The sequence below is a fragment of the Mycoplasmopsis pulmonis genome (assembly GCF_900660575.1).
In the GTDB taxonomy this organism is placed as follows: domain Bacteria; phylum Bacillota_I; class Bacilli_A; order Mycoplasmatales; family Metamycoplasmataceae; genus Mycoplasmopsis_B; species Mycoplasmopsis_B pulmonis.
On sequence record NZ_LR215008.1, the window covers coordinates 725,043 to 747,506 of the forward strand.

General features: G+C 23.8%; 16 protein-coding genes. 9 read left to right on the forward strand and 7 right to left on the reverse strand.

All coding sequences use genetic code 4. From position 1 onward, the window contains the following. Window positions 1-330 precede the first annotated feature (330 nt). The 7 genes from EXC36_RS03115 to EXC36_RS03140 all read right to left on the reverse strand — a co-directional run bounded on the left by EXC36_RS03115 (window position 331) and on the right by EXC36_RS03140 (window position 9,764). The gene (locus EXC36_RS03115; protein ID WP_129690389.1) at window positions 331-2,583 is read right to left on the reverse strand and encodes an ABC transporter ATP-binding protein/permease; all 2,253 of its coding nucleotides are present in this window, start codon (window positions 2,581-2,583) and stop codon (window positions 331-333) included. A gap of 8 nt (window positions 2,584-2,591) precedes the next feature. Continuing rightward, window positions 2,592-4,514, reverse strand: a complete 1,923-nt coding sequence (locus tag EXC36_RS03120) for an ABC transporter ATP-binding protein/permease (RefSeq protein ID WP_129690391.1) — start codon at window positions 4,512-4,514, stop codon at window positions 2,592-2,594. Further along, the gene (locus EXC36_RS03125; RefSeq protein WP_010925428.1) at window positions 4,495-5,535 is read right to left on the reverse strand and encodes a hypothetical protein; all 1,041 of its coding nucleotides are present in this window, start codon (window positions 5,533-5,535) and stop codon (window positions 4,495-4,497) included. Before EXC36_RS03125 ends, EXC36_RS03120 begins: the two co-directional genes overlap by 20 nt. A gap of 8 nt (window positions 5,536-5,543) precedes the next feature. After that, on the reverse strand, window positions 5,544-6,257 hold the full coding sequence (locus EXC36_RS03130) for a hypothetical protein (RefSeq protein ID WP_010925429.1): 714 nt from the start codon (window positions 6,255-6,257) through the stop codon (window positions 5,544-5,546). Continuing rightward, window positions 6,248-6,391: a hypothetical protein gene (locus EXC36_RS03985; protein ID WP_010925430.1), complete on the reverse strand. Its 144-nt coding sequence runs from the start codon at window positions 6,389-6,391 to the stop codon at window positions 6,248-6,250. Before EXC36_RS03985 ends, EXC36_RS03130 begins: the two co-directional genes overlap by 10 nt. A 691-nt stretch (window positions 6,392-7,082) precedes the next feature. Beyond that, entirely contained in the window at window positions 7,083-7,538 is a 456-nt protein-coding gene (lepB, locus tag EXC36_RS03135) for a signal peptidase I (RefSeq protein WP_010925431.1), read from the reverse strand. A gap of 402 nt (window positions 7,539-7,940) precedes the next feature. After that, window positions 7,941-9,764, reverse strand: a complete 1,824-nt coding sequence (locus EXC36_RS03140) for an alpha-amylase family glycosyl hydrolase (protein ID WP_010925433.1) — start codon at window positions 9,762-9,764, stop codon at window positions 7,941-7,943. Between the two features lie 594 nt (window positions 9,765-10,358). On the opposite strand from EXC36_RS03140, the gene EXC36_RS03145 reads away from it, so the two are divergent. The 9 genes from EXC36_RS03145 (at window position 10,359) to EXC36_RS03185 (ending at window position 22,463) form a co-directional block, all read left to right on the forward strand. Continuing rightward, window positions 10,359-11,993, forward strand: coding sequence for an alpha-amylase family glycosyl hydrolase (locus EXC36_RS03145; protein ID WP_010925434.1), 1,635 nt, complete (start codon window positions 10,359-10,361; stop codon window positions 11,991-11,993). A gap of 3 nt (window positions 11,994-11,996) precedes the next feature. After that, on the forward strand, window positions 11,997-14,330 hold the full coding sequence (locus EXC36_RS03150) for a glycoside hydrolase family 65 protein (RefSeq protein ID WP_010925435.1): 2,334 nt from the start codon (window positions 11,997-11,999) through the stop codon (window positions 14,328-14,330). Further along, window positions 14,323-14,982, forward strand: a complete 660-nt coding sequence (pgmB, locus tag EXC36_RS03155; protein WP_041364475.1) for a beta-phosphoglucomutase — start codon at window positions 14,323-14,325, stop codon at window positions 14,980-14,982. Before EXC36_RS03150 ends, pgmB begins: the two co-directional genes overlap by 8 nt. A 200-nt stretch (window positions 14,983-15,182) precedes the next feature. Further along, the gene (locus tag EXC36_RS03160; protein WP_010925437.1) at window positions 15,183-15,584 is read left to right on the forward strand and encodes a hypothetical protein; all 402 of its coding nucleotides are present in this window, start codon (window positions 15,183-15,185) and stop codon (window positions 15,582-15,584) included. An 8-nt stretch (window positions 15,585-15,592) separates the two neighbouring features. Beyond that, entirely contained in the window at window positions 15,593-15,871 is a 279-nt protein-coding gene (locus tag EXC36_RS03165; RefSeq protein WP_129690393.1) for a hypothetical protein, read from the forward strand. After that, complete coding sequence (locus EXC36_RS03170; protein ID WP_129690395.1) at window positions 15,813-17,924, forward strand: hypothetical protein; 2,112 nt, start codon at window positions 15,813-15,815, stop codon at window positions 17,922-17,924. Before EXC36_RS03165 ends, EXC36_RS03170 begins: the two co-directional genes overlap by 59 nt. Before the next feature lie 8 nt (window positions 17,925-17,932). Next, window positions 17,933-18,397 carry a hypothetical protein gene (locus tag EXC36_RS03175; protein ID WP_010925439.1) on the forward strand — a complete coding sequence of 155 codons (465 nt, stop codon included), beginning with the start codon at window positions 17,933-17,935 and terminating at the stop codon, window positions 18,395-18,397. Window positions 18,398-18,414: 17 nt separating this feature from the next. After that, window positions 18,415-21,519, forward strand: a complete 3,105-nt coding sequence (locus EXC36_RS03180) for a carbohydrate ABC transporter permease (RefSeq protein WP_129690397.1) — start codon at window positions 18,415-18,417, stop codon at window positions 21,517-21,519. Continuing rightward, window positions 21,519-22,463, forward strand: coding sequence for a sugar ABC transporter permease (locus EXC36_RS03185; RefSeq protein WP_010925441.1), 945 nt, complete (start codon window positions 21,519-21,521; stop codon window positions 22,461-22,463). The genes EXC36_RS03180 and EXC36_RS03185 overlap by 1 nt, the downstream gene beginning before the upstream one ends. Window position 22,464: the final 1 nt, after the last annotated feature.

Below are 22,464 nucleotides of genomic sequence, written 5' to 3' on the forward strand. Positions count from 1 at the left end.
TAATTAAAAATTTACTTATATTTAAAAAGTAGAATATTTCTTTTTAAATATTAAAGTAAGTACAAAATGATCTAAATATTTTAAAATTATCATTTAATGAATTAAAAAAATATTGAAAATTATATTCATCAATATAGAAATGAAAAGTTTAATTAATCTTAGAATTCAAAGATCTCAAAAAAGAAAAGATGCTCTAAGTTTTTAAACATTAATATTTAAATTTTTTTAAACTAAATATTTATTTATATTTAAAAAAATAAACAACATAGAATAAAAATAAGCTAATTAATTAAAAAACCACAATCCTTAAGGAATTGTAGTTTTTTTCATTTATTCTTTAAGAGCTAAAGCTATTTTTTTCTTAAAACTTAAATATGAAATTCCAGCATATATAAGCGCAGCTAAAATAGTTGTTATTACTCATATGACAAAAATATAACCATAGACACTTAAATAATTAATTTGAATAAAAAAACTTGAATTTAGTGAAGTATTAATAATCAAATTTAGTGGAACATAAAATATTAAAACCAAAGTCAATGCAACTAAAGTCACAAAAATAATATTAACCAAATGATAAAACATTATTTGTTTAAAAGATACTCCAAAAGATTTTAATATGATCATTTCTTTCTTTTTGGAATTTACTATTAATTTAGTACTAAAAATTAATTGGATTAAAAAGAAAATAGATGTAAGTAGCATTATTGAAATAATAGCTATATTAAATGAAAGTGAAGATCCTAAAAGAACATTAGCATAAATTTTTGCATTAGATCTTAGCTCTCAATCTGGAACAAATTGCTTTAAAGAATTTTCTAAATCCTCAAACTTTTGATTATTTTTTAAATAAATGTTAGCAGAATTATAATGAGGACCTTTCAATAAATCTAAAAGCCTTTTGCTAATTCTAATTTCTTCTTTGGAACTTTGAAAAGTTTTTGTAAGATCTAAGCTAATTTTTTTATCATTTCTTTGTCTTCCTTGTTTATCTCTTAAAGATAAAAAATATTCAAATTTTCTTTTATCTCCAACTTTTATTCCTAATTTAGCTAAAATTTTATTTGCAAGTATCTCTGAAATTTGAATTTCATCTTTTTCTATTAGAGTTAAGTTATTTTGATCAATTAAAAAGGTTTCTCTCCCGATTGAAATTGTATCACCCCTCTTTTCTAATGGCTGTATTGCAAAATTTGTTAGTTGAGAAATTTCTTTTTGATGTATTTTTTCAAAAAGATTCCAAGATAAATATGAAAATACTACATTTCTTTTTCTCGTTGAATCTTGAAAGTTTATAGATTCAAAAGATTTTACTTTATTTACTCCTACAATTTTTACATCTAAAACTTGGTTTTGAATTTCTAATTTAATTATTTTATTAATTGGATCTTCAATATTTAATTTTTCAACTATCTCTTCAGATAAAATAATTTCTTCATCATTTTCTAAAAATCTACCACCACCTAAAATATCCTCATTTCCAATAAATCTTTCTCTATAAAAATCATTTATATGCACTTCATCTAAATCTATAATGTTAATTGACTTTCCATTGTAACTAACTGAAACACTTTTTCTTTCATGTGTTTTTAAAGAGTTTTTTATTTTATCTTCATGAGTTTTTAAAAATCAATCAACATTTGTTCAATTTTTTACTTCTTCATTAATGGATTTGGGACTAAGACTTATTTTATCAGCATCAAGATAAGCTATGTTTTTGCTAACTAAAGATGTCTCAACTTTTTGAAGTTCTATAACTTTTGAAATAGAGAAAAATGAAATAAAAAGTAAAAATATTAATGAAATAAACTGAATAAAATTTCTTCTAAAATCATTAAAAACAAGTGTTGAAACGGGTTTAAATTTGTTCAAAAATTTTTGCTCTTTATTTAGTTTAAAATCTAATTTATTTTCATTTTCAAAATTAGTTTTCTTAAGATCTTCAATCTTTGCAATTTTACCTTCATCTAAATGAATAATTTTGTCTGCAAATTTTTGAGCTAAATTAAGATCATGAGAAACAACAATAACCATTTGCTTTTGAGATAAAAATTTTAAATTTTCTAGAACTTGATGGGCATTTTGTTGATCTAAATTTCCTGTTGGCTCATCTGCTATTAAAATGTTGTTGTTATTTATTGATGATCTAAGAATTGCTACTCTTTGTTTTTCACCTCCTGAGAGATTTTTTACTTTTTCTTTTATTACATTTTCTGGAAAATTAAATTTTTCAAAAAGTGTAATAATTTCTTTTTTATCTACACTATATCCTAGTGCATGTTGGATAGTTAAGATATTATCAATGGCACTTAAATTTTCCATTAAATCAAATTTTTGAGTAATAAAATCAATTTTTATTTCTTTTTTAGAATCTAAAAGATTGATAGTTTTTTCATCTTTTGTAAAAGTTATAAGTCCATGTTCTGGTTTTTCAAAATTTGCAATAAGATTCAAAAGAGTAGATTTTCCTACACCTGATTTTCCTACAATAAAAGTTAAAGAATTATTTTCTATTTCTAAATTCAAATTATCTAAAACTATTTTATGTCCATACTTTTTAGTTAAATTTTCGATTTTTAACATTATTCTCCTTAAAATTTAAACAGTTTTGAAACTTCTATTTTTAATAATTTATAAGAAGCAACCAAGTAAATAATTATAATTATGGAATTAACAATACTTCATGCTGCAAAAATGGCTGCAATTTTTTGATTTAATGATGGAGAAAAAAATTCCCTAACTTTCAACACATAATTAAAAAGTAATTGAGAGGGTTCAAAAAGTATTAAAATTCCAACCAATGATAATATTGCAATTAAAAAAATGTGTGCAAGATGATATAGTATTATTTGTTTCTTTGAAGCTCCTAAAATCTTGAGAATTCCCATTTCCTTTTTCTTAGAATTTAAAACAAATTTTAGATAAAATAAAAAAATAAGAAATGTCATTAGAGAGATTAAAATAAAAAAGAGAATTGTTAAATTATTAATATTTTTTGAATTATCATTGACAATTTTTGTTATGTTGTTTAGATTATTTGTAACAAAAAAATTTTTATCAATTTCTTTTAAATCATTTGTAAGTTTTTCAACTTCACTTACTTTTTTTGCATACAAAACAATTTCATTAATCTTCATTGAATTGCTAGATTGTGACAAAAGGTTTTTAAAAACCATAGCATTAATATAAGTTTTTACTTTAGAGTTTAGGTCTTTTCCATTATTTATGCCTAATACTTTTAAATCAATTTTTGAATTTAAATGGATAATAGATAAATTAGAATTTTCTTCTTGTTTATAGTTTATTGAATTAGCTAAATCTTGTGAAATAATTATTCCATTTTCATTGCTAATAAAATCTTTATTAATAACTTTAATATTTTCTTGATTTCAACCAATTCTTTTTTCAAAAAAAGTCGAAAAATTAATTTGTTCAAATTTATTTTTTACATCTTCTGTTATAGGAAAAATATTATTTTTGTATTGAAATAAAATGTTGTTTTTAATTAAAGAATTAAGTTTAACTACTTCATTAACCTCTTTAGGAAATTTATCAAATTTATTTATTTCCTCTTGTGTGAAAAAACTATTATCTTTTTTAGTTATAAAAACTTTATCATTTTCTAAAAAACTATTATTTTGTAAAGTTAAATTTTTGTTAGAAATGTTAAATAAGAAAATGAAGAATAAAAAGATTAAACTAAATACTAAAGAAAATAAAAACAGTATTAAATTTATCTTATTTTTTCTTAAATCATTTAACATCAACTTAGGTAAAACAAAAAACTTGTATTTTATACTTGTTTTATTTGTATTGTTGTTCATCAAATTTTCATCATATTGAAAATCATCTATATTGTCATCAAATTTTTCTGTATCTACAAGATTACCATCTTTTAAATGAAAAATCAAATCTGCATATTTCGAAGCTGATTCAAGGTCATGAGAAACAACAATTACAGTTTTATTTTTAGAAATTTTTTTAAGTTCTTTAAAAACTTTATTTTTGTTTTCAGAATCCAAATTTCCAGTTGGCTCATCTGCTATCAAAATGTCACTTTTTAGAGATAAAGCTCTTAAAAAAGAAATTCTTTGTTGTTGACCCACTGATAATTTTCTTGACAAAATTTTTTTCTCATTTTTTAAATCAAAAGCATCAAAATAATTATCAATGTATTCTTTTTTAGCTTTAGTGCCATTTATTAAATGAGCTATTTGTACATTATCAAATGAAGATATATTATTTAAAAGATTAAAATTTTGAAAAATGATCCCAACTTTAATTGGAGTTTTATTATCTTGTAAACTATAACTTTCATTATTTTTGTTATATATGATTTTCCCAGAATCTACTTTCGTAATATTGGATATCATGTGTAATAAAGTGGTTTTCCCAGAACCTGAAGGTCCTACAATAAAAACAAGTTTATTTTCAGGAATTTCTAGATTAAAATCATTGAAGAGTTTTCTATTTTTGAAATTTTTATTTAAATTATTAATTTGAATCATTTCCATTTACCTTCTGTAATACTAAATGTGCATAAAAATTCTCACTTAGTGATGTTGATTCATTTGTATGGATAAGACCATCTTTCTTACTCTTTTCGAAAGTCATAAATACTTTATTTTTATCAAAAAGTTCTTTTATAACAGGCGAGTTTATTTCTTGAATAATAGAGGTTGCTTCTCAAGAAAAAGAGGAATTTTCATCGAATTTTACTAGATCTGTTTTTTCGTCTTGAAGTCTTTTAATATCGTTTTTTAAATTCTCTTTATCATATGGGATATTTAAAAATTCAGCTACTTTATATGCAACTATTGTATTGAATGAAAAAGTATTTCTTGAATTTAAAAAGGTTTGAACAAAACTTTTAATTTTATTGAATAAGCTTGATTCGATTGATATTTTTTCATTTATTAAAGAAAGAGAATTTAAAGAATAATAAATTGTTGCTATATGACCTTGTTTCATTTGATTGATAAGCATATTAGTAATAGTTGAATGGTGTTCAACTAATAATTCTGGATAAAATTTTTTTAAAACTAGAACTAAAAAATAAAAATCTTTAGGCAAAATGTTTTCATTTAAATTGAATATTTTTCTTTTTTGATCTTCAATATCTTTTTGAAATTTTTTTAAATCTAATGATTGGTCAAAATTAGATAAAAATGATAGTCCATAAAAAGTTTCTTCTCAACTAATAATGCTTATAATTTTAAAATTTTTCAAATGATCACTCAAATTAACTCTTATCTTGTTAAAAACACCTTTTTTTAAATCTAGATTTTTACTATTTTGTAGATATGAAGCAAAATTAAAATAAGAAAAATTATTTTCTATAATTTTACTCTCATCTTCCAAGTCCTTAACTACTTTATCATAATATTTTGAATTAAATAACAATGATGTTTCACTTAAAGAAGACAATAAAATAATCAATTTATTTAAATCATTTTTATTCTTTTGATAATCTTGATAAAGCTTTTCTTCTAGTTGTTTATGTTTAGACTCAAATTTTGAAACTTTGTCTTGCAACTCTTTAGTTAATATATTTTTTTCTTAAGAGAATTTATTATTATTCAATAGTATCACAAGTCATTTTCATCATTTGTCTTTTCTAAATTTTCTAATATATATTTTTGAATGAAATCAGTTATTTTATACTTACTTGGAATCTCTAAATTGCTATTAATGAATGCTTCCCAAATTAAGACATTGTTATAAAAAATATCTTTTTTATTTATTTCTATTTGATCATTTTTTTCATGAAAAACTTTATTTTTTTCATCATAGAAAATATCTAAAAATTTTGTTATCTTTTTTCAATCTATATTATTTGAGTTTTTTATAAAATAAACACTTAAATAATAACTAAGTTGAAAAATGCTAGACATGCTTTCGAAGTTAATTGAAATTTTGTTTAAAAAAGTATTAATTTCTTCTTTTTCAAGTAGAAATTTACTTGCAATCAAATAACTATTTAATAATTCTATGTTAGAAAAATTATTTTTTGTTTTAGTAGGAAAGAAAAAATTATTTTCTTCGCCTTCTTGCTTTATATTTTGCACAAAAGAAACTAATGATTTTTTCTCATCATTAGTTAAATTATTATTTTTTTTAAAATGTATAAGATCATTTTCTTTATTTGCAAAAACAATGCTTTTCTTTTGATTTATAAGAACAATAGGTAAAGCTATTGCCAAAGTCACTAAAGGCAAAGAAATTGCAAGAAAAATATATAATTTTTTTAATTTCATGTTTCATTATTTTGGATTATCATACTCATTTTTGTATCAATTAAATTTTTTCCTAAAGTCTCAAAATTTACTCTAATATAATCCTCTCTTCCTCCATATCTAAACCTAAATATTCCAGTAGTTTTTTCTTCCACATAAGTTCAATTTTAGGATTGTGACATCTTAATTAATTTTGTGTGCATTCTATTCATGTGATGTATGTGCTTGAGTGTTTTTGTTAATTGAAACAAAAACACTTAAATTAGTTCATTTATTATTAGCATCAAAAATTACAACAAAAAACCTCTTCCATTTATTAAAACAACATCTTAGCACATTATTATGATTTAGATCGACCTACTCAAAGAATTTTATCTCTATAAAATCAGAAGTTTTTTGCTTGTACATATCCTTTAAAAGATAAATAAGGTGCTTTTCCAAATAACTCTTATCTCTTATCCATTCTCATTTCATTTTTCCACTTGATCCAAAAAAAGACACATCCGCTTTTTTAACACTTAAGCAACGCTTGAAATAACAATAAATAGTAGCTAAAATTCTAATTCACTTTATTTTTCTAATTTTATTTAAACTCCTTAAATATATGATTTTTATTTATTCATTAAATTTGATTGATTAACAAACTTGATTAATTAATACAATATATCATTTTTATCTAATTTTTAAAACATTTTTTCAAACATTAAATTTAAGTATTTTTTTATTTCAAATTTATTTCACTAAATATAAAATTTTTTTATATAAAACAATCTATATATTTCTTAAGTACTATGATTTTTTATTATAACTAAACTAATGATGCTTCCAATTTCAAAAAGATAATTATTAATATTTTGCAATAATTTCTTGGTCAAAAACAAAACCAAAATGTCTACTATCTGTACTTTGAGTTGTATTGTCTCCAATGACAAAATAGGCATTATTAGGAACAACTAGTTTTTTTTCAAGAGTTAGTTCATTAGGATCAAATAGATTTGTAATATCTTGATCATTTCTAAAAACTTTTCCATTTTCAAAAATTAAATTATCACCTGGAAGTGCAATTATTCTTTTTACATACAAGTTATCATTTTTATTAAAAACAACGATCTGAAAAAGATTTAAATTTTGATTAGTTTTTTTAAATAGTTTTAGGCTACCATCTTTAAATGTAGGAAACATGGAATTGCCAGATATTTTAATAATTGAAAAAAATTGAAAAAATGTAATCAAAAATGTTATAAAAAATAACGTTGTGAATATTGTTGTTATTAACATTATCATTTTTCTCTTTTTCTTCATATGCTAAGAGATATTATAAAACTTCAATTTTTTTGTTATTGTAAATTTATTAAAAATCACAATTTTATTTTTTTATCTTAATCAAAAACAAAATTATGGTTTAACTAATTCAATTATTTCCAGCTTTTTAAAATATAAAAATATGCAACATCTTGTTGATTGTAGTCAACTATATTAATAGGGGATGGATCCTTAAAAGCAAATTTTAAAAATGGAAAATTTTCTATTCCAAAAGGAATGTTTTCTAACTTTAATTTTTTAATGATCAATGGCTAAAAAACAATCATGCAAGTTCAGGGTCTAAAACAAATCCTTAATTTTAAGAAAAATCAAGAAAAATATCTTTTTATATCCAAAAAAATATTAAGATATTTTTAATTAAGTTTTTAAATTAAAATAGTCTTAAATTGCCTCACTTTTTTTATTAATTTTTAAAACAGCATAAGTACCTATTCCACTAGAAGAAATTTCTCTTGTTTGAGTATTTATATTTATATTTTTTTGCAATAAGATTTGATCAATTTTAAAATTGTTTTTGATTTTAAAAGAAATATCATTGTTTCCTCATCCAAAAATATAAAGTAAATATTCTCCTTGATTGTTTTTTCTTAAATTTAAGTTGTTTTGATATTTTCTAATTTCACTTTCACTCAAAATCTCTTCTAAATCAGCAATTGTATTGGGATCTTGAGAAACAACATATTGATATTTATTTCTAATTTCATTTAGTTGTTTAACAAGATTAAAAGTTGAATTTTCATTTTTTATGGCATCTTCTATTTTTTCTTCATTTTTAGATAAATTCAAAAAAATTCTACTATTTTCTTTTCCTGATCTTAATTCATAAAAATCAACTTGTTTTGTTCTATCTTTTCAAGGAAAAGCCTCTCTTACAAAATGATCTCCAGCTTGTTTGGGTCCTCCATGTAAATTAAGCTCATTTCCGTTATATAAGATTGGGCTTCCAGCTCTTGAAAGCAAAGATACAAGAGCATATTTCATTAGTGAAATTTCTAATTCACTAAGCTTATCAACTGATGCTACATTTTTATTAATTTGTCTTCTTACTTTGTTAATTCATCTTTCAACATCATGGTTGTCTAAAAAAGGCATTCAAGTTGAATTATTTTTGTTTAAAAATTCCAATAATGCTCTTTGTTCTTTTGCATTAATTGAAACATTAATATTATCTTTTCAATTACGTCCATCAATGACACTATCTAATCCTTGATTTTTAATATCAAGATAGTCATTTGCTTCAAAAGGAGATTTTCATCACTCACCAAATAAAAATGGTTCTTTAGATGATCTTTGAGTATTATCATTTATTGCTTCTTTATTAGTTGATCTTAATTTTTGAAAAATTGAATTAATTTTTTGATTACCATTTTCTCTTGGTTTATGTTGATTATTACTATCAAAAAAATGATAAAAAGCATCATAACGAAAACCATCAACTCCAATTTTTGATCAATATCTTTGAATAGCTTTTAACTCTTTAATTAAATCAGAATTATTTAAATTTAAATCAGGCATTCCTGGTCAAAAATGTGCAACATATTTTTTATTGCTTGCTTGTTTATTTTTAAGATTTTTAAATTGATTTCTTAGATCTTGACTATCAATTCCAAGACCTTGTGTATCCTTTGAAATATTTTCATCTAAAAAATAATAATAATTTTGATACTTAGTGTTTCCATTTAGTGCTTCTTGAAATCATGGATGCTCAAAAGAAGAGTGATTAAACACTAAATCCATTACAACTTTAATACCATTTGCATGAGATACTTTTAAAAATTCTTTAAAAGCCTCCATACCACCAAGTTCAGGGGCAACATCAAGATAATCAATTACATCATAACCATGATATGAACTAGCAGGATGAATGGGAGAAAGATAGAGTGTATTGATTCCAAGTTTTACAAAATAGTCAATATTATTTTTAAGTCCTATAAAATCACCAATTCCATCATTATTTCCATCTGCAAAAGAATAAACAGTTAGTTGATAAATTACATTTGATTTTTGTTTTTCAATAAAAGGTGCTTCATTTTTTGCCTCTAGTGATTTATCAACATAAGTTAAATTATTTAAATTTTCTTTTTCAATATTTTTTTTAAAATTTTTGTCACCTCAATTTTTTTCATTTTTATTAATACAAGAAATAGTTATTGTTTGAGTAAGTAACAAAAGTGGTGTTAAAAAGATAAATATTTTTTTATACATAATTAAATTATATTCATTAATATCTTTATCTAATTTTTAAAATAAAAAAAAGAATAAAAATTTGAATTTTCAACATTTAAAATTCACAAGCTATTTTTGTTTTATAGTAAATCAAATTACATGATGAAATTTATTTTTTATGCTTTATTTTTTGCCCTTAATTTAAAAAATAATTAAAAAAATTAAGATTTATTTTTAGTTGTAAATTTGCATTTTGTTTTCATATTTTAAATTATTATTTTCTTTTAAAATACAAGCAAAATTTTAGTAAAAAATAATTGATAAGTTTTTTAACTTTTATAAGTCTAATTTTGTATTAATTTTGTCAAAAATATCTTTTCTTATTTTTATATATTTTTTAAATTTTTTTGAATGAAAAAATAGACCTTTTAAAACCAAAATTTCAGTTAATAAATTTTTTCAAATTACTACATTTTTTATATTAAAAATTTAAAGTTATTTTCAATTATAAATTTATAAAAATTTTTAGAGTTTATTTACAAATAAAATCGTTTTCTAGATATAGCAAGTATTTTAAATTCGTTTTTATTTTGTATTCTAAAATTATTTTGAATTCAAGAGGGTTCACTAAATATGAAAACAAAAATAAGCAAATGAAATGAAAAAATAATTTACCAAATTTTTCCAAGATCATTTTATGATTCAAACAATGATGGCAATGGAGATCTAAAGGGTATTATTAATAAATTAAAATATTTAAAGCTACTAGGTATTAATGCAATTTGGCTTTGTCCAATTTATGAAACAGACTTTGTTGATGCAGGATATGATGTTTCTAACTACAAAGAAGTTTGAAAAAAATTTGGAACAATTAATGATTTTAAAGAGCTTGTAAAAGAAGCAAAAAAATATGATATTGACATAATCATGGATATTGTTCTTAATCATACATCAACAAATCATGTTTGATTTAAAAAGGCAATCGAATCAGAAAATAATCCAGAACATAATTATTATATTTGAACTAAAAATCCAAAAAATGAAGAGTCAATTTTTGGAGGTAGTGCCTGAGAGTATGTTCCTAATTTAAATAAGTATTATTTTCACCTTTTTAGTAAAGAACAAGCTGATTTAAATTGAGAATCTAATGAAACAATTTCTGCTATGGTTGATGTTGTAAATTATTGATACAACCTAGGTGTTAAAGGTTTTAGATTAGATGCAATTCAACATGTCCACAAAGAATTAAAAGATGAACAATTTAGTCATTCATTTAGTTCAAAAATGGTTGCTTTTTTACAAAAATTTTTAAATCAAGTTAAAAAAGATAAAGATGATATTTTTTTCATTGCAGAAGCCTCTGGAATAACTCCGGAAAAAGTTTTAAAGTATAGTAAAGATGAAGAAAAAATTGCAGATAACTTTTTCAACTTTTCTACATGATATGTAGGTTGAGGAAAACAAACTGGAAGAAATGGTTATGATCCAAATTGAACAGTTGATAACCTAGTAAATGACAATTTTATTGAATACCAAAATAATGACAAAATTGAAAATTTAATGATTACAAATTTTTTATCTTCTCACGATACTTCACGAGCTATTTCAAGATGAGGAAATGAAAATCTTTTTTGAAAAGAATCTGCAAAATCACTTGCACTTTTTCAATTTATGCAAAAAGGATTACAATGCATTTTGTATGGAGAAGAAATTGGTATGTTAAATTCTGTTTTTAAAACTAGAGATGATTTTAGAGACATTGATGTTTATAATTCTTATCAATTATTTGTTGATAAAAACAAAGTTTATACAGAAGAGGAAATGACAAGATTTCATAACATAAATTCAAGAGATCATTCAAGGCTTCCAATGATATGAAACAATAAAACAAACTATGGTTTTAATGATGGTTTTAAACCTTGAATTCAATTTGGAAAATATTTTAAAAATGCTTCTGTTGAAGAGCAAATTGAAGATCAAAATTCAATATTTTATTTTTACAAAAATCTTATTGAAGCTAGAAATAAATATAAAAATATATTAGTTTATGGAAAAAGCTTTTTTGAATTTGAAAAAGATAAAAAATTAATAAAAATAACTAGACAAGATAAGGACAATAATTACATTATAAGTTTAATTAATTTAACACCTAGAGAAATAGAAATTAATGATCAAGATTTAGGTGAAATTTTGCTAACAACATATACTGATAAAAAGGAGTTTAAAAATATTTTAAGACCTTATGAGTCGATAATGTTTTTAAGATAAAAAATGCCAAAATTATTTTATGATTTAAAAAATTTTAAAATTTATCAAAAGGGATATGATCCCTTACTTTCTGGAAAAACAGAATCAATTTTTGCTCAAGGTAATGGTTATTTAGGTATTAGAGCAGTTGATGAAGAAAATTCTCATTTCCATAAAGAAGATTTTTTTATCAACGGACTTTTTAATAGAGGTGATGAAAATGAGGTTTCTGAACTTGCTAATTTATCAAACACCATTCAACTAAAAATTTTAATTGATGGACGTGTTTTTGAAACCTCTCATGTTTCTAGTTACTATAAGGAATTAGACTTAAAAAATGGTAAGTTAAAAAGAATATTAAGATACAAACAAAAAGATAAATTTTTTGAACTTATTTTTGAAAGATTAGTTGATCAAGAAAACAAACAACTCTATGCTCAAAAAATCACCATCAAACAATTAAAAGGACTAGAAAGTGAAATTAAAATTTTTCCTCTAATTGATGGACAAAGTACTAATAGAGGAATTCAACATTTTAAAGAAGGTAAAAAACTTTTAATAAGTGATGCATTAATTCAATATCAAGAACAAACAAATCAAAGTAATTTTTGAGCAATTCATAACATGAAAATTAAAGTTTTTGAAAATAAAAAGTTGCTTGAATGTGATAATGATAATTTTGTTATTAAAATGGCAAGACGTCAAATTGGTTATGAAATAAAATCAAAAGTTTCAATTGGTAAAGACTTTGTTCTTGAAAAAATAATGTCTGTAAATTCTTTGACAAAAGATGTTGAAAACAATTTTGATAATTTTTATCAACAATCACTTGAAAATGCAAAAAAAATTGATAAATTAACTTTTGATGATTTTGAAAAAAATTCACAAAAACAATTCGACAAAATTTATAGTCAATTTGATGTGCAAATAGAAGGAAATAAAAGTGCACAATATGATTTTTTAGCAATGAAATTTGCACTTTATCATATGAACATTTTTGTTCCAAATGATCCTCGATTATCAGTTGGTGCAAAAGGTTTATCTGGAGAGGGTTATCAAGGACATTGTTATTGAGATACAGAATTTTTTGTAATGCCAAACTATCTTTTTACAAATCCAAAAATTGCTCGCAATTTGCTGGAATATCGTTATCTAGGAATTAATGGAGCAAGAGATAAAGCCAAAGAAAAAAATCTTCTTGGTGCTCAATATCCTTGAGAAGCTGCTCTTCCTGAAGAAGGAGAAGTAACTCCATATTGAGGACAGCCCAACATCACTACAGGTGAGCAAGTTCCCATTGCATCTAGAGAACAAGAAATTCATGTTCCAGGAGATGTAGCTTTTGCTGTAAATCAATATTTTGAAGCAACAAATGATCAAAAATTTATGAATGATATGGGTTATGAAATGATTTTTGATACAGCAATGTTTTGAGCTTCTCGTGCAGAGTGCAATAATGATATTTGTCAAATAACCAATGTTATGGGACCAAATGAATATAAAGGAAACATTGACAATAACAATTTCATAAATTTAATTGCAAAAAGAAATTTAGAGCTTGCGCTAAAGCATAAAAAAATATTAGAATCAACATCAGAGGCAAGACAAATTTTAAATAGTGTTTTAGAAAAAATACCTTATCCAATAAATTGAGAAAAAATAGAGTATGTTTTTGAAAAAATGTATCTTCAAAAACCAAATGAAAATTTAATCATTGCTGAAAATGATCAATTTTTAAAACTATCAAGAGTTGATATAAGTGAATTTCAATTTTTAGGTGATGCTGGTACAAAACTTTTTAATACCATAGAAGGAAATAAAAAATTAAATTCTCAAATAGTTAAACAAGCTGATGTTGTTTTATCAATGTTCATTTTTAAAGAACTTTTTTCAAAAAAAATTATTGAAGCTAATTTAGATTTTTATCTTCCAGTAACAACTCATGATTCTTCACTAAGTGCAACTACTTATACAATAGTTGCAATTGATTTAAGAAAAATGGACATTGCTCAAAAGCTTTTTAAATATTCAATTGATATTGATTTAGGAACTAATTTTAGATCAAGTGATCAAGGAATTCACTCTGGATCACTTGCTGCAATTTGACAAACTATAGTTTTTGGTTTTGGTGGTTTTAGATTCTATAATAATCAAATTCACATTAATCCAATTCTTGCTAAAGGCTGAACAAAATTATCTTATTCAGTCATTGTAAAAAACATTAAATTAAAAGTTAATGTTTATCCAAAATATTTTGAAATTATTAAAAATGGCGAAGATAATTTAGATATCTTTGTAAATGGAAAAGAAGTAACTTTAGATAAAGTAAAAAATGTTTTTGAGGTTAATTTTGATTAAAGCAATTATTTTCGACCTTGATGGGGTAATTGTTGAAACTGCATCATTACACTTTCTTGCTTGAAAGCATGAAGTTGCTAAACTAGGAATTAATTTTACTAAAGAACAAAACACTTCTTTAAAAGGCTTAAATAGAATAGATACTTTAAAAGCAATTTTAAAGTTACACAACTACAAATTAAGTGATGAAAAAATAGAAGAAATAGCTCAAAGTAAAAATCAATATTATCAAAGACTTTTAGATCAAGAGCTAAATAGTTCTACAATACTTCCTAACATCAAAAATTTTTTAGATCAAGCTAAAAAAAATAATCTTAAATTAGCTCTTGCCTCTTCATCACATAATGCAAAATTTATCTTAAAAAAAGTTGAATTATTATCCTATTTTGATTTTATTGTTAACCCCTCTGAAATTAAAAATGGAAAGCCTAATCCTGAAATATTTTTAAAAGCACTAGAGGGATTAAATTTAAAAGCTAGTGAAGCTATTGGAATTGAAGATGCCCTTGCTGGCATTTATGGACTTAGACAAGCAAAAATTTTTGCAATAGCCATTAGCAATGGCGAAAATGAAAATTGATCTGAGGCTAACTTAGTTTTAAATACAACTAAAGAGCTAGATTTAGATAAAATTTTAAAAAGCTTTAGTTAAAAAAGCTAAGTTCAAACATCTAAAAAAATAACTAAAATTTTATAAATTTAATATAAGACTAAAAAAGCATTTTTTTAGTTTTTTTTCATTTTTTTCATAACATATCCAGAAAATTCAATTTTGCTCATAATTAGAATCTAAAATTTACTTAGATAACATTTCATTAACCATTAGAAAAATTCAGTTATCAAAGGATACAGATGAAATTAAAAGCATTATTTTTAGGTCCTGAAGTTCAAAAAAGAAAATATTTACCAAAGATTATTGAGCATCTTTATTTTTTATTTTCATCATTTACTTCTACTTTAGTTTTTATCGGTATTTTTGTTTATATAAACTCATTAAATCAAAGTAACTTTTTAGAGAACTTTTATCTTTCTCTAAAAAGTTCATTTTTTAGATTTTTAATTGCAATTCTAGTAATTGTTTTTGTTTTTAACATCATCTTAAGTATTAGATTATTAAGAGTTTTGACTAAAAGTGAAAATGGAAAAATGCTTGCTATATTAGAAATTTTTTGTGGCTTAATCATTTTATTTAGTCCTTTAAATTTATTTATTTCTATTTCTTCTTTAAAGTTTAATGAAATCGTTTATCAATAGGGGGTTTAATGAAAAAAATAAAAAAAATATTCTTAGGTTCTTTGTTTTTTGCTATGCCTTTGTTGAGCCTTTCGTGTTCAACAGGATCTCTTGTTAAAAATGAATTTCAAGATAGCAAAGATATATATGTGGCAAAAGTAGAAAGTCAAAAAGGTTTTTGAGATCAAGTAGTTAGTGAATTTAATAAAACAAGCTTTGCAACAGAACATAAATTTAATATCAAATTCATTGAAAAAAAATGAATTTGGAGTTATTGACAATGTCACAACTTTAGGTTTTCAAGATAAAAATTCACCCGATTTAATTTATGCACCACAAGATAGAATTACTAGCTTATTACAAACTAAATCAATTAGAAAATGAGATGAATCTATTAAAGATGAAATTCTTAGTCAAGTTGGTGCAAGTGATGCAGAAAAAAGTTTTATTAACTCATTTGGTTCTTTCCAAAGATCAAATGAAGATACACCAAGTTTTTATAACTTCGCTCACAACAAAGAGGGAATTGTTTTAATGACAAAAAAATCTCTGCCAGAGGTTAAAGCCGATTTTGCCAATACATCAACTGATGAAATGGTTGAATTAGTTAAAGCTGGAAAAGCATTTTTTAGAATTCAAGATGGTTGATATGGAAATGGTATTTTAGGTGGAGTTTTATCTCCTGAGCAAATGCGAAAAATAATTTATAAAAATGGTCAAAACTGGTCTTCTGGTTTTCTAAAAGATGATCCAAATCATGAAAAATTCAAAGAAGCTCTTTCAATAGCAGCTGAGCTTATGTATCCAATTTGAGAAGCTGCATTTAAACTATCTCAAGAAGAATATACAAAAACTGTTTGAGCTAAAAAAGACATTACTCAAGGTGATTTACAAACACTATTACAAGCTGATCTAGGTCCTGTTCAAAATAAAGTTTTAGAGCTTGTTTCATCAGCTAAATTAGACTATGCAATAGTTGGTTCATGAGATATTGGAACTTCTTCAAAACAAGGAATTAATACTTATGTTAATTTTCCTAAACTAAAAAATGACTATGAATATAAACAAGCACCAGGTTCATGATCATGAAGTATCAATGCAAGAAACAATGGTGTAAGTGAAAATAGAATTAATGCAATTTATGAATTATTAAAAATAATTTTTAAAACCGATAGCTATTATGGATATTTTAAAGGTGATACCAAAATTCCATATTTTGTAAATGTTCAAAATGGTCTAAAGTCTAAAATTGACCAAGATAACGTGCAACAAAATCAAGCATTAACTAATTTTGCAAAAGAAGCAGGATTTGAAAATCTTAATGACTTCAACAATGAATATAATCAAAGATTTGATCAAGTTAACAAAATCCTTGAACAAGCTTTTCCTAAAAATAATTCATGAGAACAAACACAAAATCCTAGTCCACTAGATGAGAGTAATACTTATCAAGATAAATTAGATAACATAGGTGATGAAGATAAGGCTAAATTTATTGGAATAACTGATGAGTTATTTAATGAACTAAAATCTCTTGAATTCAAAAAAGCAATAGCTCTAAGAAATGCAATTGCTGCAATAATCGGTCTTAACACATTAGCTGAACTTAAAGGTAAAGGCGGAGAGAGCTGACAAGCTTCAAGAGATTTAGTAAAAGCTGATTTTGAAAAAGAAATGCAACATGACAATGACAATGCTCACTTGCGCAAAATTGAAAAATATATCTTTGGAGTAAATGGAGATGAGCAAAGTGACAAAGATGATTTAGTAAAACAACTAAGTCAAAAAGACTCATTTACAAGTGCTGTTGAGTCAATACATGCAAAAGCTTTAGAATTTTCTAGAAAATATGCAAAAAACAACGTTGATGAAAACAACATTAAAAAAGCTGTTGAATTATATTTGGCAAATTACTGAAATCAAGCTATTTGAAATAAATTTAAAAACAAATACTTAGAAATTTGAAAAACATCTAAATTCAAGAAAAAAGATGGTCAAAGTGATTCATCAATGACAATTGAACAAGTTATTAATGAAGTAAATAAATATCGCTCATCTAATGTTGCTGACAAAATAATTAGTGTTATTACTTCAACTAATACTATTGCAAACAATGGTTTTGGTATATTAAAATTACAAAACTCAAGATTAGACAATTCTAATCCACAATTTGGTGGTGCTTTTTGAAGTATTTGAAATGAAGGAATTTGAGGAAATACAACCATTTATAGAACTCTTTCAAGCACTGTAAAAAATGAGCAAGAATTTAAAGATTATTTCATTAATAAATTTGATGAGCTATATAGAGATAGAGTAAATGTTCTTAAATCTTCAAATTCAGAAGACTTTATTCTAGATTAACTTTTTAAATGAAAAGTAAATACTTAATTCAAAAAGTCGAATTTTATTTGCAATTAATTTTGCTTTTTATTCATATTACATTATTAACTTTTTGAGTAGTTGAGATTGTGTTTTTAGGTACTAATAAATTTGACAATTCAAGCCAGCAAGAACAAGACTTTGGATATCAAAATTTTTTGACAACTAAATTATTTGTTTTTATTGGAAGTTATTTAGTTATTGTCTTTTTTTTGGTTAATTTATTAGTTTCAAGAAGATATGGCATAGGATACTTTTTTTGCATTATTTGATTTATCTTTTTCTTATCAATTTTAATCACTCATCTTATAGACAAAAATGCTTATGAAAATACATTTAGAAAAGTTGTTTTTTCACTTTTTGTTGTAGTTAATGTTTTTCAACTTTTATTGATTCTTTATTGAATCTTTAAAGTTAACAAAGAAAGAATGATAAACAAAATATCAATGCGTTAATTCCAAAGGAGGTAAATTTGGAAAAAATAAAACTTTGAAATTGATATGATCAAAGCTTTGATAAAAAAATAGATGATTCAAAGTTTGATTATTATTTTTATAAACAACAAGCAACCAATGTTTATAATAGACAAAAATTAGCTATTGACAAAAAGAAAAAAATTGACAAAAATTTATTTATTAAAGCTAAAAGATTATTAACAAATGAAAAGAAAAGATCTTTGTCAACTTTGAAAATAGCCAAAAAAAATGAACTAAGAATTGCAACACAAACTATCAAACAATTAAATATAAGTAATGATTTAACTAAGCTAATTAACTTTGAAATAAATAAGATAAAAGCAAAGTTACAAGAGTCAAAAAAATATGTAGAAAATTATTATAAATTACTTAAAAATTCAGCAGATGATTTAAATGTTAAAAAAACAATAATGAATGAAATTATTAGCAATGCTAAAAAAGTTGAAATTCAAGAATTTGAAAAACTTGTTTATCTTAATGTTGCTAAAAAGTTTTATAAAAAAACAAAATCATTAGAAATTACTAAAAAAAAAATTACTCAAATAAATTTAGATTTATCTGCTTTTGAAAACGAAATTATTTTCGAAAAAAATAATTTAGATTTTCTTATTAAAACATATTTACATCTAGGTCAAAAATTAAAAGAACTTCAAAACAAAAAAACACAAATTGTAGCTCAAGTTAAAATATCAAAAAAAGAAATAAATAAAAAATATTTAGAAGATAAAAATAACTTAAAAATAAAATACAAAGATCGAATTAACAAAGCAGAATATTCTTACAACAAAGACTATTTTGAACAAAATCAAAAAATCAAAGAATCTTTAAAACATGCAAATGAAAAAATAGCTCAAAACAAAGACAAAATTAATGAGTTAAATAAAAATAAATTAGAGAAAATAAAAGCTCTTGCTTTAGAAGAAAAAAGAGCTCTAAAAGCAAATTACTTGGAGTATAAAAAGAATTTAATTTTAGCTAAAAAATATTACAAACTTTACATTAATCATCAAAAGGTTTTATTGATTTGTAACTATTATGAAAAAGATAAAACTCAAATTGATCAATTATGGAAAAAGTATAAAAATAATTTTCTAAATAAAGTTGATGATCAGCAAGTAAAAAATGATTATTTTGAGCTTTATAAAAAAATCATAAATGTATATGAAAATGACAATAGTTATAAAAAACAAGTTGTTAAAAAAATAATCAACAAAAGCTATAATTTTTTGATTAAATATGAACTAAGAAAAAATGCTCTTTTCCATCTAAAATCTCAACACTGGCAAAATTTAGCACTAATAAAAAAAGACTCTTCTTATGAAGGTGATTTTTATGAAGTTAAATCAAATGCTTTATCACAATATGTAATTGACTATAGCAATGAAATTAATAACTCTATCATAGAAAAACAAAAAATATTAGAAGAGCTTTTTAATCAAAATTATGCAAAAAATAATTTGGAAAATAAACAAGTTTTTCAAAGCAAAGTTGATAACTTAAAAGTTGATTATTTATTAGAAAAAGCAAAAGTTAAAAAGCTTGCTAAGAAAAAAGAAATAACTAAAAAAGCTCTTGTTTTCACTAATAAAAAATTGAAAATTGATTTTAAAGAAAAAGTTAATTCATTGAAATTAGAAAATCCAAAATATCAAAATAAATTACTATTAAAAACTAATTTATCTCGTCTTTTTTCAAAGAAAAAACTTTTACATAAAATTTATCAATCAAAAATATTGGAAGCACAAAAAAGTATTCCAACTGAAAACAAAAAATATGCCAGCAAAAAAGGATTTTTAATAAATTTAATTTTGCCTGGACTAGCTGAAATATTGATTTTTAAACAATATTGAAAGGGAATTTTATTAATTCTTTTAAGTAGTTTTTTCTATCTAGCTTTTGTTCCTTTTTCGTTTGGTCTTTACTGAAATAAAATAGGTGGAGTTCAAGGACTAGTTGATCTAGGAGCTAGCATCCATAACCATGAAAAAGGAATTACTCCAGATGCTCGTTATTGAATATTTGGTGGAGTTGTTTCAATATTCCTTTTAATCCTTGTTATTGCATTTAATTTATCTAGTGCAATTCAGGCATATCGCAATGGAAAATTTCTTGAACAAGGTATGCGCCCTCAAAGTTGAATTCAAACAAAAAAATGACTTTCAAAACAAGGCTTTCCATGACTTATTTCCATTCCTGGATGACTTTTAATTGTCTTTATTGTTGTAGCTCCTTTATTTGCCTCTTTACTTATTTCTTTTTCAAATACTGGCTTTCAACATGAGCCGCCCGGAAGAGTAGTTGATTGAGTTGGTTTTAGCCAATATGGTAAATGATGAATTTTTAGAAACAATGGTTTATTAACCTCACTTTTTAGAGTTGTTGGTTGAACTTTTATTTGAACTTTTTCAGCCGGTTTTCTAGTAATTATAGTCGGTGGAATTTTTGCTATTTTAGTAAATAGCCATCATATTAAATTTAAAAAGTTTTTTAGATTAATTTACATTATTCCATGAGCTATTCCAGCTTTTGTTACTATTATTTTCTTAAAATCTATTTTCCAAGCAGATGATGATTCTTTAGTAAATCACATCTTAATTAACTTAGGAATTATTCAAAAAGGTGTTAATTATTTTTCATCAATTCACATAGTTAGATTCTTATTAATCATTATTCAAACATGACTTGGACATTCATATATTTTCCTTTTAATAACTGGTAATTTACAATCAATACCAAGGGATATCTATGAAGCTGGGGCAATTGATGGAGCAAAGAGAAATCGTCAATTTTTCTATATCACCATGCCAATTTTAATAAATTCATTAACACCACTACTAATAGGACAGTTTATTTTCATGTTTAATAACTTTACTATCATTAACTTGTTCTCAGGAGGAGGACCTGCTTTTTTAAGACCAACTGTATTTTTAGAAGCAGGAACAGATATCATAATTTCATGAATTTATAAACTAACAACTGGTGTTGTACAAATTGAAGGAAATACAGCTTTTGCATCAGCTCTTGTAATTCTTTCTTCTAGTATTTCTGTTGGTTTTGCAAGTTATGGTTTTGCTAAAAATATTGCAAAAGGAGAAAAATAATGAAATCCTACAAATCACTAATAAAAACACAAAAACTTAACTTGAATAAACTAACAAAGGTAAAAACTAAAATTCATCTTAGTGATGCAAAACAGTTAACTTTTAGTGAAATCATATACTTGTTTTTTAATTACATTCTTTTGATTTTTTGAGCGCTAATAATTATTTTTCCAGTCATAACTATGATTGTTGCTTCATTTAATGTTTTTAATCCAAGGTATGTTTCTCTCTCTCCTAAAACTTTTACTTTTGGATGAGATAACTTTAGCTACCTTTTTACAAGTGAGCGTTCTTTATATGTTAATTGATATATAAATACAGTTGTTATTTCATTAATAACAATGGCAATAACTGTAGTTTTTGTTGCACTAAATGGCTATGCTTATTCAAGATTTAGATTTACAGGTTCTAAACACTCACTTTCAGTTATTATGCTTTTACAAATGGTTCCAGCAACGGCTTCACTAATTTCACTTTATATCATTGTAACTTTAGGAAAAGAAATTAAAATTGACCCTCGTTTTATATTGGTTTTAATTTATGCTGGAGGGGCAATTGCTGGAAATACTTTTATTTTTAAAGGATACTTAGATTCAATTTCAAAAGAGCTTGATGACTCTGCAAAAATTGATGGATGTGGAAATTGAAAATTATTCTACAAAATTTTACTTCCAATTTCTAAACCTATGCTTTCAATTATTGCTCTATGAACTTTTTTAATTCCATTTGGAGATGTTATTTTGCCAAGATTTACAATTACCGATTTAAGACAAACAACTCTAGCAGTGGGACTTGATAGTTTCATAAGTACTGATCCAAAACACATCAATGCAGGAGCTTATTCAGCTGGAGCTTTACTAGCTGCTATTCCACCATTTATTCTGTTTATGGTTTCACAAAAAAACATTGTAGGTAATCTAGGAGAAGGATCAGTGAAAGGTTAAT